Below are 12,243 nucleotides of genomic sequence, written 5' to 3' on the forward strand. Positions count from 1 at the left end.
CGCGCCCGGGAGGTGCTGCACAGTGTGTGGGGCCCGCAGCCGCCCGTACCGGTCGTCAACGACGTCCTGCTGGTCGTCTCGGAACTCGTCACCAACGCCGAGCGGCACGGGGGCGGCCTCGTCGCGTTCGACGCCTGTATCGACGGCGACGCCATCGTCATCAGCGTCACCGACGCGTCGCGGGACCTCCCGCGTACGACGCCCCGCGACCGGCTCGCCACGCCGGGCGGGTTCGGCTGGCCCCTGATCCAACGGCTGGGCAGGCGCCTGGACATCACGCCCGACGGGCACGGGAAGACGATCAGGGTCGCCATGTGTGCGGGACGTCCCACCCCCCGCCCCGGCTAGGCCGAGTCCCGAAGGACAGGGCTCAGGCCGGTGCGTCCGTGTGCGTGGGGAACAGGCCCGTCGTACCGGTCAGGTTGAGCAGTTGGAGGACGCGGGCACTCGGGTTGAGGGTGAACCGCAGGTCGTTCTCCAGCGCGCGGCGTCGGGCGATGAGCAGGACGTTCAGCCCCGCGCTGTCGCAGAAGGTGACCTCGGCGAGGTCCACGTGCAGCCACGGCACGCGGGTGGCGCCGTCGAGAGCGGCGTCCAGGGCCGCTTCGAGCGCGTCGCGCACCTGGAGCGAGGTCTCGTGGTCGACCTCCCCCGCCACACGGACCACCGTACGGTCGGCGTCGACGTCGGCGGCCGTCCGCAGCGGGGTCGGTCTGACGCGCGACGGCTCCGAGGCGGACGAACCGGCAGTACCGGCCGAACCGGTTTTGCCCCGCGAGGGCTTGGGAGCGGTGGGGCGTGGTCGTCGCGGCATCGAGTCCTCTTGTCGGGGTGCACGCAGACGACGGACCGCCCACGGGGATCGGGCCTGTCTGCGCGACACGAGACCAACAGGATACTTGCCGTACGGCAACGATCCTTCAGGTGACCCGGAAGCCGACGATGCAGGTGTCGTCGTCCGTGTCGGCCACGCTGTGCGTCAGCAGCCGGTCCAGCCGCAGATCCAGAGAATCGGCGGGCGCCTCGGCCTGCACGAGGAGTTGCGCGATGGAGTCGCGCACGTTGCGGTCGCGGCGCTCCACCAGGCCGTCGGTGTACATCAGCACCGTGTCGGAGGCCTGGAGCTGCACCTCGTCCTCGGCGTAGGTGGCGTTGGCGAGGGCGCCGAGCAGGATCCCGTCGATGAACGGCAGCGCACGGGCGGTGTCGTCGCGGACGAGGACCGGCGGCAGGTGTCCGGCACGCGCCCAGCGCAGGACGCGGCGCTCCGGGTCGTACAGGCCGCAGACGACCGTCGCGGTGACGTGGCCGGAGAGGCCGTGCGTCACCATGTTGAGCCAGGCCAGCAGTTGCGCCGGCCCGGCCCCGGTGACGGCGAGGCCGCGCAGGGCGTTGCGCAGGACCACCATGCCCGTCGCGGCCCCCATGCCGTGCCCGGCGACGTCGCCGACACTCACCAGGATCTGCTTGGTGGGCAGGAGGACGGCGTCGTACCAGTCGCCGCCGACGGCCGCCTCCGATTCGGCCGGCCGGTAGCGGACCGCGACCTCGAGCGCGGGCACGTCGAGCGGTGCCGTCTCCGGCGGCATGATGGCGTGCTGGAGTTGCAGCGTGAGCCGGTGCCGCTGAGCAGCCTGCTGCTCGGTGTGGGCGAGTTGGTCGCGCGTCGCGGCGAGGGCGACCTCGGTCCAGTGCTGCGCGGAGATGTCCTGGTGCGCGCCGCGTACGCCCCGCAGCCGACCGTCGCCGTCCAGCACCGGTTCGGCGGCGGCGCGGATGTGCCGGGTGACGCCGTCCGGGCGCGGCAGGCGGAACGCGACGGTGGCCGGGCGGCGGTGGTGAAGGACCGTGCGCAGGAAGCGCCGGATGGCCGCGGCGTCGTCGGGGTGGGCGCGTCCGGCGAGTTCCTCGAGCCGCGGCGGGGCCGCGGTCGGGGGCAGGCCGTGCAGGTGGAACATTTCGGTGTTCCAGGTGATCTCGCCGGTGTCGAGGCGTTCCTCGAACCCGCCGAGCCGACCCAGCCGTTGGGCGTGCTGGAGGAGGCCGGCGAGCCGGGCGGCCTCTTCCTGCCGGCGCCAGATGAGCAGCACGGCGGGACCGAGCCGGCTGATGCCGATGTCGGCGAGCGCGGTGAGCGGTACGTCGTCGACCAGGGTCGTGAGCGCGATGCCGTCGCGGTGGAACTGCTCGCCGGTGGCGTGCACGTGTTCGATGTGCTCGAACAGCGCGCCCGCCGCGAGCGGGTAGGCCTCCAGCAGGAGTCGGCCCTGCACCGCGTGGGCCCCGCGTCCCGCCGGGTCCTCGAAGGACCGGTTGACGTGCTCGATGCGGAAGTCCGTGAGGATGCCCGCGGCGTCCAGGTGGGGGACCAGGACGAGGGCCGGGTCGCGGAGCCCGTCGGTGAACCGGACGAGTTCCGCGAGGGCCGGTGTGCCGGCCGTCTTCTCGGCATCCGGCTGCGCGGCGGGCGCGTCCTCCAGGGTGTGCGCGCACAGTTCGGCCAGGGCGTCGAGTTGCCTGCGGATGACGGCCGGCTGCGGCGGGATCGGGTACGGCCAGCAGACTTCGAGCACGCCGTGGATGCGGCCGCCGGTCCCGGCGGGGATCGCGGCGCGGGTGCCGGGGTGTTCGCGCGCGCCGATCGACGGCTTCCCCTCGGCCGCCGAGCGCGTCCAGACGTGGGCGCGGTCGGTCAGCGCGGCGCGGGCGAGGGTGGGCAGGCCCGGCGGCACGTACCGCCACCGGCGGGCCTCGTCGGCGGAGAACCCGGCGTGGCCCCGCAGCGTCAGGGAGCCGTCGGGCGCCGCGGCCCACACCGCGGCCGCCGTGGCGCCCAGCGGTGCCAGGGCGTGCCGCAGCAGTGACCGGGCGACCGCCTGGGTGTCGTCGGCGGTGAGGGCTCCACTCTCCGCGGTGCGCAGGCGGACCGCGAGGGGGCTGAGGTCGGCCGCGCCTGCCTCGCCGGCGTCGTTCCCGGCCACCGCGTCGGCCTTCGTCCGCGTGACGAACTCGCGCGTCACCGCGCTCAGCCGGTCGCGTGCCGCCTGGTTGACGATGTCGGCGGCGAGTTCGAGCGGCGACACGTCGGTACGCGCCGCGAGTTCGGACAGCTGCCTGGCGGCGTCGCGGGGGCCGCACTGGAGCCGTTCGATGAGGACGCCCTTGGCCATCTCGACGAGCGCGCGCCCCTCGGCGGCGGCGTGTGCCGCACGGACCTCGTCGCTGAGCCGCGCCACGGTGGCCGCGAGCCGTCCGTACGAGGCAGCCTCCGGGGCACCCGCGGCCGGAGGTTCGTCGCGCGGGGGCGTGGAGCGGTCGGTCACGCTAGGCACCCAGCCAGTGGCGGACGCACGCGATCAGGTCGTCGGCGTCCACCGGTTTCGTGACATACGCGCTGGCGCCGGACTGCAGGCTCTTCTCGCGGTCGCCGGGCATCGCCTTGGCGGTCACCGCGATGACGGGCAGGGTCGTGAAGGCGGGCATGCGGCGGATCTCCTCGGTCGCCGCGTACCCGTCCATCTCGGGCATCATCACGTCCATGAGCACCAGGTCGATCCCGGGGTTCTCGTTGAGCACCTCGATGCCCCGGCGGCCGTTCTCGGCGTGCAGGACCCGCAGGCCGTGGAGTTCGAGGATGCCGCTGAGGGCGTAGAGGTTGCGGGCGTCGTCGTCGACGACCAGCACGGTACGGCCGGCGAGCCGGTCGTCCGCGGGATCCGGTTCGGCGGGGGTCGGCTCCTCGCGGCGGGCCGGCGGCAGCACGTCGCCGGGCTGGTCGGCGGTCAGGTGCAGAGCGATGCGTTCGCGCAGCTCGTCGAGGCTGGAGAGCAGTTCAAGAGGCCGGTGCGCGGCGCGGGCCTGGATGTCCTGCTCCTGCGCGGCGGACAGCGGGCGGTTGACGTGGGCCAGGACGGGGACCGCGGCCAGCGTCGGGTCCCCGTCCAGCGCGTCGAGGAGCCGGGCGGCCTCGCTGCCGGGCATCTCCAGGGCGAGGACGATGCAGTGGCACGGCGTCGTGGCCAGCACCTCGGCCGCGGCCCGCGCGTCGACGGCGGTGACGATCTCGGCGCCTTCGCGGCGCCCGCCGCGGTCCTGCCCGGTGCCGAGGTCCGCGAGGGCGTTCTGTGCCACGAGGGCCAACAGTCCGGGGTTGCGGTCCTCGATCACCAGTAGCCGCCGCTTGCGCGGGGCGCGGTCGTCGGCGGCGGAGCCGCTGCGCAGCAGGGCCGGGGCGAGGTCCGCCGGGCCCGCGACGAGCGCGTCGTCGGGTGCGGCGGCCGCGAAGTCCGGCCGTGCGACCGGGAGATAGAAGGTGAACGTGCTGCCCACCGCGGGCGTGCTCCGCGCGGCGACCGCGCCGCCGAGGAGGTACGCGATCTCGCGGCTGATCGACAGGCCCAGTCCGGTACCGCCGTACTTGCGGCTGGTGGTGCCGTCGGCCTGCTGGAACGCCCCGAAGATGGTCTCCAGTTGCTGTGGTGCGATGCCGATGCCGGTGTCCTTCACGTGGAACGCGACGATCGGGCCGCCCCGGTGCACGCCGTCGGGGATCTCCGACGAGGCGGCCGGTTCGATGCGCAGCTCGACGCCGCCGCGCTCGGTGAACTTGACGGCGTTGGACAGCAGGTTGCGCAGCACCTGGCGCAGCCTGGAGTCGTCGGTCAGCAGGTCGGTCGGCAGCCCGGGCGCGGTGCTGATCGCGAACGTCAGGTTCTTCTGCGTGGTCATCGGCCGGAAGGTGGCCTCGACGTAGTCCAGCAGGCGGCGCAGCGGGACCTGTTCGGGGTTGACGTCCATCTTGCCCGCCTCGACCTTGGACAGGTCGAGGATGTCGTCGATGAGTTGCAGCAGGTCCGATCCGGCGGAGTGGATGATCCCGGCGTACTCGACCTGTTTGGGGCTGAGGTTGCGCGTCGGGTTCTGGGCGAGCAGCTGGGCGAGGATGAGCAGGCTGTTGAGCGGCGTGCGCAGCTCGTGGCTCATGTTGGCCAGGAACTCGGACTTGTACTTCGAGGCGAGCGTCAACTGCCGGGCGCGGTCCTCCAGTTCCTGGCGGGCCTGCTCGATCTGGAGGTTCTTGGCCTCGATGTCGCGGTTCTGCGCGGCGAGCAGCGCCGCCTTGTCGCCCAGTTCGGCGTTGGAACGCTGCAACTCCTCCTGCTGGTTCTGCAACTCCTCGGAGCGGGCCTGGAGTTCGCCGGCCAGGCGCTGCGACTCGTCGAGCAGCTCGTCGGTGCGGGCGCTGGCGACGATGGTGTTGACGTTGACGCCGATGGTCTCCATCAGCTGGCCGAGGAAGTCGCGGTGCACCGGGGTGAACGGGCGGACGGACGCGAGTTCGATCACGCCGAGGACCTGTTCCTCGACCACTATGGGCAGCACCAGCAGCGCGGCGGGGGCCGCCCGGCCGAGGCCGGAGGAGACGACGTACTCGGGCGGCAGGTCGTCCACGGAGATCGTGCGTCGGCTGCGGGCGGCCTGGCCGGCCAGGGTGCGGCCGGGCGGCAGGCTGCGGGGCGGCTCGTGGGCCGGCATGCCGTACGAGCCGATCAGGGTCAGCGCGGTGCCGCGTGGCTCCTCCTCGGCCAGGTAGAACGCCCCGTACTGGGCGTCGACCAGCGGGATCAGTTCGTCCATGACCAGTTCGGCGACGACGGCGAGGTCCCGGTGGCCCTGCATGAGTCCGGAGACCCGGGCCAGATTGGACTTGAGCCAGTCCTGCTCCTGGTTGGCGCGCGTCGTCTCTCGGAGCGAGCCGACCATGGAGTTGATGTTGTCCTTGAGTTCCGCGACCTCGCCGGAGGCGTCGACGGTGATCGACCGGGTCAGGTCGCCCTCGGCGACCGCGCTGGCGACCTCGGCGATCGCCCGTACCTGGCGGGTGAGGTTGCCGGCGAGTTCGTTGACGTTCTCGGTCAGGCGTTTCCACGTCCCGGACACGCCCTCGACCTCGGCCTGCCCGCCGAGACGGCCCTCGCTGCCGACCTCGCGTGCCACCCGGGTGACCTCGGCGGCGAAGGAGGAGAGCTGGTCGACCATGGTGTTGATGGTGGTCTTGAGCTCGAGGATCTCGCCGCGCGCGTCCACGTCGATCTTCTTGGACAGGTCGCCGTTGGCTACCGCAGTGGTCACCAGGGCGATGTTGCGGACCTGGCCGGTCAGGTTGTTCGCCATGGAGTTGACGTTGTCGGTGAGGTCCTTCCAGGTGCCGGCGACGTTGGGGACGCGGGCCTGCCCGCCGAGCATGCCCTCGGTACCGACCTCGCGTGCCACCCGGGTCACCTCGTCGGCGAACGCGGACAGCGTGTCGACCATGGTGTTGATGACGCCCGCCAGCGCGGCGACCTCGCCCTTGGCCTCGACGGTGATCTTCTGCGACAGGTCGCCCTTCGCGACCGCGGTGGCGACCTGGGCGATGGACCTGACCTGCCCGGTCAGATTGAAGGCCATGACGTTGACGTTGTCGGTGAGGTCCTTCCACGTCCCCGAGACGCCGCGGACGGTCGCCTGGCCGCCGAGGTTGCCCTCGGTGCCGACCTCGCGGGCGACGCGCGTCACCTCGTCGGCGAACGCGGAGAGCTGGTCGACCATCGTGTTGACGGTGTCCTTCAGCTCCAGGATCTCGCCGCGCGCGTCCACGGTGATCTTCTGCGACAGGTCGCCCTTGGCGACCGCCGTGGTCACCTGGGCGATGTTGCGGACCTGGTCGGTGAGGTTGCCGGCGAGGAAGTTCACCGAGTCCGTGAGCTCGCGCCAGACCCCTCCGACGCCCGGGACCTGCGCTTGGCCGCCGAGTCGGCCTTCGCTGCCGACCTCGCGGGCGACGCGGGTCACCTCGGAGGTGAAGAGCGCGAGTTGGTCGACCATGCCGTTGAAGACGGTGGCGATCTCGCCCAGCAGCCCGTCCGCTTCGGCGGGCAGGCGCGTACGGAAGTCGCCGTCGCGTACGGCGGTCAACCCGGTCAGCAGCTGCCGCAGCTCCGGCTCGCCGATCTTGCCGACCGCGCGGGGCGACCGGTTCCGGGTCCCCCCGCCGCCCGGTGCGCCTGTCGTCGCCATGAAGAACCTCGATCCGCCGGGGATGTGGGCGGGCTTCGCTCCGACGGGTGGCAGGGGTGCTCCGGCCGCACGCCCGACGCCACATTGTTGCCCAATGGCAACAGAGTTCGGAAGGTATCACGCGGCCGTTCGCGGGTCCGCCGGACCACCGGGCGGCAGGGGGGAACCGGGACTGCTTCTCTGTTGCCCTTTGGCAACGATAGAGTCAGGGCGTGGGATTCAGGCGAGACGACGCGACGTGGACGTGGGAGGGCTGCCGGACGCCCGGTGCGCGCCGCCGTTTTCGGCCTGCCCGTGCCCGGTGGCCTGCCGGAAGGCGAGTATGCCGGTGACCAGTGCAGCGCGGTCCGTGCCGCTCATGGCGGACAGTGCGGTGACGAGGTCGCGCGCGCGACGCTCGCGGATGGCGGCCATCAGCGCCTCACCCTCCGAGGTCAGCCCGAGGACGACCCTGCGACGGTTGTCGGAATCGAGCTCCCGGTGCATCAGGCCCGCGGAGTCCATCCGGTCGCACAGGCGACTCGCGACGGACGAGACCGTGCCCATTTCCTGGGCGAGCCCGTGCAGCGAAATGCCGGGCGTCCGGGAGATGATCGTCAGAGCGCGCAACTGGGTGGGGGAGACCGTGGTGCCGAACGCCTCCTGAGCCCGCCCCCAGACCGTGATCAGCGATTCCAACGCCTCGGCCAGCAGCACCGCGGCATCGTCGGCGCCGACCTCTCGGGCCGGAACATAACCGGACGAAGGGTCGCGCGGCGACTGCCGACTGTGCTGCCCGTGCGCGTTGTCCATGATTCCCTTCACTCTCTCATGCCGCGTCGCGGGCAGGTACCGCGCTGCCGGAAGGAAGAACCCCGGTGACAGCCGCCGACTGCCTCCTCGCACTCCACCGTGCCCTGCGTGCGGCCCCGCCGCACGACGTCGCGCACGTCCTCGACCAGGTCCTGCGCGACCGGGCGAACGTGCGGTCCTGCACGCTCCTGCTCGCCGACTACTCCGTCAGCGCCCTCCAGCCCTTCGGCCGGGAGCCGGCGGTCGAGCCGGCGGTGCCCGTCGCGGGCACGGCCGCGGGCCGGGCCTTCGTCTCCCAGGAGCCGGTGGTGGTCGACGGCGCCCCCGACGGCGAGGAGACGCTGTACCTGCCGGTCTCGGTACGCGGCGACCGCCTCGGCGTCCTGGAGGTCGTCCAGCCCCGGCTCGACGGACGGCTGTCGGTCGTCGACCTGTCGGAGGCCGCCGAGATGCTCGCCCACGAGCTCTTCGCCGCCGACCCGAGCACCGACGTCTACCTCCAGGGCCGCCGCCTGCGCCGCCTCACGCTGGCCGCCGAGATGCAGTGGGAGCTGCTGCCGGGGCGTTCCTGCGAACGTCCGGAGTTCGTCCTCGGCGCCCACCTGGAGCCGGCGTACTCCGTGCGCGGCGACAACTTCGACTGGTCCGTGGACGCGCGGACGCTCTCGGTCAGCGTCACCAACGGCATGGGCCAGGGCGTCCCGGCGGCGACGCTGGCCGCCCTGGCGGTCGGGGCGCTGCGCAACGCGCGCCGCTCCGGCGCCGACGTGGGTCTCCAGGCCGAGCTCGCCAGCCAGGCCGTCTGGGCCGCACACACCGGGAGTGCGTACCTCGCCAGCGTCCTGCTGGAGATCGACCTCGCCACCGGCGACGTCGACGCGGTCGACGCCGGCTCCCCGATCGTGCTGCTGCTGCGCGACGGGCAGGTCGAACGGGTGACCCTGGAAGCGCAGTTTGCGCTCGGCGCGCTGGAGGACACCAGGTACACGCCGGAACGCTTCACCTTGCGGCCCGGCGACCGCCTCATGGTCGTCAGCGACAGCGTGCACGGCTTCCGCTCCCGCGCGGGCGAATTGTACGGCGAACGCCTGTTGGCCGCCGGGATCCGCAACAACCGGCTCCTGCCCGCCCCGGAGGCCGCCCGCGCCGTACTCCGCGACCTCGCGCAGTTCCGCGGGGACGCCGAACTCGACGACGACGCCGTGAGCCTGTGCCTCGACTGGCGCGGCCGCCCGGACCCCGCCCCGGCGACCCCCTGACACCCCCCGGCCGCCGGACCGGGCGGCCCACCCGGCCGCTCGGCGGCGGGCTGTCGGCCGCGTTGCGGGGCGGTCGGCCGACGAGGGGGCTATGCCGCCTCGGGGGCGAAGGGGCGGAGTTCGTCCGCGTCCGGGCCGACAATGCCGCAGCTGCCTTCGGGGACCTCGTTCCACGCACCGGGCAGGTCGCCCAGAGGCTCGGACACGACGAGGCGGGTGTCGTCCGACACCTCGCGCAGGAACTCCACGTCGGGGTGCAGTGCCCGCAGTGCCTCCACCCGGGTGCTGAAGTAGAGCGAGCGCGAGGCTCTCTCCGTGGAGTAGCGGAAGGACCAGATCCGCCGCCCGTCGGTCACGGCGATCGTCATCTGGAGGGGAAACCCCACCCCGTGCTCACGACCGACGCCCTCCACCAGGCCCGCCATCCGGGCGACCGCGCTCGGTGGATCCTGCTCCAGCCCGAAAGTGAGCGCGAGGAAGAACATCAGCTCCGAGTCCGTCGACCCCTCGATGTCGGGGAACAGTGCGGGGTCGACGGCGAGCGCGAGGTCGCGCCGCAGCCGGTGGAACTCGGCGATGGCGCCGTTGTGCATCCACATCCAACGGCCGTGGCGGAACGGGTGGGAGTTGGTCTGCTGCACCGCCGTGCCCGTGGAGGCCCGGATGTGTGCGAAGAACAGCGGGGAGCGCACGTGGTCGGCGATCTCGCGCAAGTTGCGGTTGCTCCACGCCGGGCCGATCTCCCGTACGACCGCCGGTGTGTCCAGATCGGGCCGGTACCAGCCCACCCCGAACCCGTCGCCGTTGGTCGTCTCCACGCCCATCCGGGAGTGGAGGCTCTGGTCGATCAGCGAATGGGACGGCTTGTAGAGAATCGTGCCCAGCAACACCGGGGTACCCGAATAGGCAAGCCATCGGCACATCGTTCCGCCACCTCCCGGTCGTCGGCCGCCGTCCACCGGCTGTCCGCCGCACAGGCGCCGCCTCCGGATCTGTCGACCTGGAATGCGCGCTGTCGGCGCTCCCGCCGGCGCCCGGCGGTCCACGTTTTCAGCCTTCCAGTCATGCGGACTCGTCGCATCCGCGCCGCCGACGATTCGCAGCCGCGCGCGGCTTCGCGTGCTGTGCGTGTCTCGCGTGATTCGGCTGGTGGGCGGGGCTGTATTGCCGTGTGTGGGAGGACGCCGGGAGGGGGCTGTCCAGAACACGCGATCTGCGTCGGTCCGTGTCGGGGCCACGCCATAGCTTCCAGGTCGTCCCCAGCGCCGCCGGGCACCGCCGGAGTTCCCGCCGGATCGTGCACCGCAGCGCCAACTCCCCTGGAAGGCTGGCTTTTTGCGCCTGCACCGACTTGGACGTCTCGCCGTTGCCGCGGCCGTTGCCGCGGCTCTTTCCGGAACTGCCGTGCAAGCCCACGCCGTCGGCGACAACCCGACGGCCGCCGTCGACGCGCCGTTGTCCGCGTCCTGGATGCTCGCGGACATCGGTACGCCGCCCCCTACGACCTACACCCTCGGCAGCATCGAACGGACCGTGTCCGGCGACGTCATCGCCACCGACGAGCACCAGACGATCATGTGCTGGAACGGCACGGCCTGGACGACGATTCCGCGGCCGGACATTCCCGCGACCCAAGGCGCCCCCATCGGCGCGTACGGCGGCGTCTCCTGCTCCGACTTCTTCCTCTTCGACACCCAGGACGCGCCCCTGCGGTGGCACTGGAACGGTCAGGCCTGGACCAGTGCGCCGACCGGCACCAAGTACGAAGTACGTGACTTCAAGGCATTCGCCGCCGACGACATGGTGGCGATCGACGCGATCTCGGGACAGGGGCTTCGGTTCGACGGCACGGCGTGGCGTTCGTTCCCGCTGCCCGCGAACCTGACGTACCTGCACGCGATCGGCGGAACGTCGAGCCGCGACCTGTGGCTGTTCGGCGACCTCACGACCAGCTGGGACTTCGGGGCGTTCCGTTGGAACGGCACCGCGTGGACCCGGACGCCGACCCCCGCTTCGTACGTGAAGAACGGGGCGCGCGAGGTGGTCACGGTCTCGTCCGACGAGATCTACGTCGTCGACTACCGCACCACGGGCGGGTACCTGCGCTGGAACGGCACATCGTGGCAGCACGCGGCGATCACCACCGGCGATCCGTACTACGTCAACGGCGCCGCCGTGGTCGGCGGGACCCTGTGGGTGGGCGTCTCGTACTACACGCTGCGGCTCGACAACGGCGTGTGGAGCCGCGTGGACCTGCCGGCCGGGGCGTACGACCGTACGTACGTCACCACCCTTGACATGGCCGTGGATCCGCGCACCGGCACGCTCTTCGCGGGCGGCTCGGTGGGTGGTGAGCGGTACCCGCAGGGACTGGTCCTCCGGTTCCAGCCGTGACCCGTCGGCGGCGATAGGCCCCGATCCCGACGACCGCACACGCATGCGGACCTACACCTGTACCTGCACCCGCCCTCGGCCCGATGCCGAGGGCGGGTGTGCGTTCCGTGTCGGCCGCCCGGGGCGCAGAGGCATCGTCGACGAGGATGATGTGGTTGCCGGCTTCCGGGAGGGTGACCGTGCCCAAGTCCTCGCAGACCGAGCGCCTCGGCAGCAGTACGGGGCGGTCCTCGCCGAAGACGTCGCGGGTCAGAGTCCATTGCGGTCGGATCAGGCTGCTGGAACAGGAGACGAGGTCCTGCGCCGGGCCGCGGCGTACTGTACCGGGGGCCGAGACGATCACCGCCTCCGGCCACGTCGAGCGCCTCGACCCCGACGGCGGGGTCGGGGTCTGTACGGTTCTTGGGGCTGCCTCGCTTCCGGTGGTAGCGGAGTGTGATCCGTGATCATGTTCGGGTGTTGAGTGCGAACGAGCTTGTGGGCGTGGTGTTTTCGGGGCTTGTGCCGCTGGTGGTCGAAGCGGTTGCGGACGAGGGCGATGTCATCCGGGTGTGGGCCCAGACGCCTGGCGGTCCGGTGGATTGCCCGGATTGAGGGGGTTGCACTGGTCGAGTGCACGCCTTCCATGAACGCACCGTGACGGACGTGCCCGTCGACGCCCGCAGGGTCGTCGTCCTGGCTCGGCTCCGCCGACTCGTCCGCTTCGCTGATCATCTCGGGTACGGGAAAATGGGTCGGG

8 protein-coding genes are annotated in these 12,243 nt (G+C 71.9%); 3 read left to right on the forward strand and 5 right to left on the reverse strand.

Translation table 11 applies throughout. The features are described 5' to 3' along the window. On the forward strand, positions 1–348 hold a 348-nt coding region (locus tag ACRX5S_RS30200), incomplete at its 5' end, for an ATP-binding protein (RefSeq protein WP_436776331.1). Between the two features lie 22 nt (positions 349–370). Here the strand turns inward: ACRX5S_RS30200 and ACRX5S_RS30205 are convergent. The 4 genes from ACRX5S_RS30205 to ACRX5S_RS30220 all read right to left on the reverse strand — a co-directional run bounded on the left by ACRX5S_RS30205 (position 371) and on the right by ACRX5S_RS30220 (position 7,851). Further along, on the reverse strand, positions 371–814 hold the full coding sequence (locus ACRX5S_RS30205; RefSeq protein ID WP_436776332.1) for an STAS domain-containing protein: 444 nt from the start codon (positions 812–814) through the stop codon (positions 371–373). A 106-nt stretch (positions 815–920) separates the two neighbouring features. Next, complete coding sequence (locus tag ACRX5S_RS30210) at positions 921–3,323, reverse strand: SpoIIE family protein phosphatase (RefSeq protein WP_436776333.1); 2,403 nt, start codon at positions 3,321–3,323, stop codon at positions 921–923. Between the two features lies 1 nt (position 3,324). After that, positions 3,325–7,059 carry a HAMP domain-containing protein gene (locus ACRX5S_RS30215; RefSeq protein WP_436776334.1) on the reverse strand — a complete coding sequence of 1,245 codons (3,735 nt, stop codon included), beginning with the start codon at positions 7,057–7,059 and terminating at the stop codon, positions 3,325–3,327. Between the two features lie 219 nt (positions 7,060–7,278). Then, a complete protein-coding gene (locus tag ACRX5S_RS30220) occupies positions 7,279–7,851 on the reverse strand; it encodes a MarR family winged helix-turn-helix transcriptional regulator (RefSeq protein WP_436776335.1) in 573 nt (190 codons plus the stop codon). Between the two features lie 65 nt (positions 7,852–7,916). Between ACRX5S_RS30220 and ACRX5S_RS30225 the strand changes: the two genes are divergently transcribed. After that, entirely contained in the window at positions 7,917–9,110 is a 1,194-nt protein-coding gene (locus ACRX5S_RS30225) for a PP2C family protein-serine/threonine phosphatase (RefSeq protein ID WP_436776336.1), read from the forward strand. A gap of 89 nt (positions 9,111–9,199) precedes the next feature. On the opposite strand, the gene ACRX5S_RS30230 is transcribed toward ACRX5S_RS30225, so the two are convergent. Beyond that, positions 9,200–10,033: a class II glutamine amidotransferase gene (locus ACRX5S_RS30230; protein WP_436776337.1), complete on the reverse strand. Its 834-nt coding sequence runs from the start codon at positions 10,031–10,033 to the stop codon at positions 9,200–9,202. Between the two features lie 481 nt (positions 10,034–10,514). On the opposite strand from ACRX5S_RS30230, the gene ACRX5S_RS30235 reads away from it, so the two are divergent. Beyond that, positions 10,515–11,504, forward strand: a complete 990-nt coding sequence (locus ACRX5S_RS30235) for a hypothetical protein (protein WP_436776338.1) — start codon at positions 10,515–10,517, stop codon at positions 11,502–11,504. Positions 11,505–12,243: the final 739 nt, after the last annotated feature.

It is taken from the genome of Yinghuangia sp. YIM S09857 (assembly GCF_051388915.1).
GTDB lineage: Bacteria > Actinomycetota > Actinomycetes > Streptomycetales > Streptomycetaceae > Yinghuangia.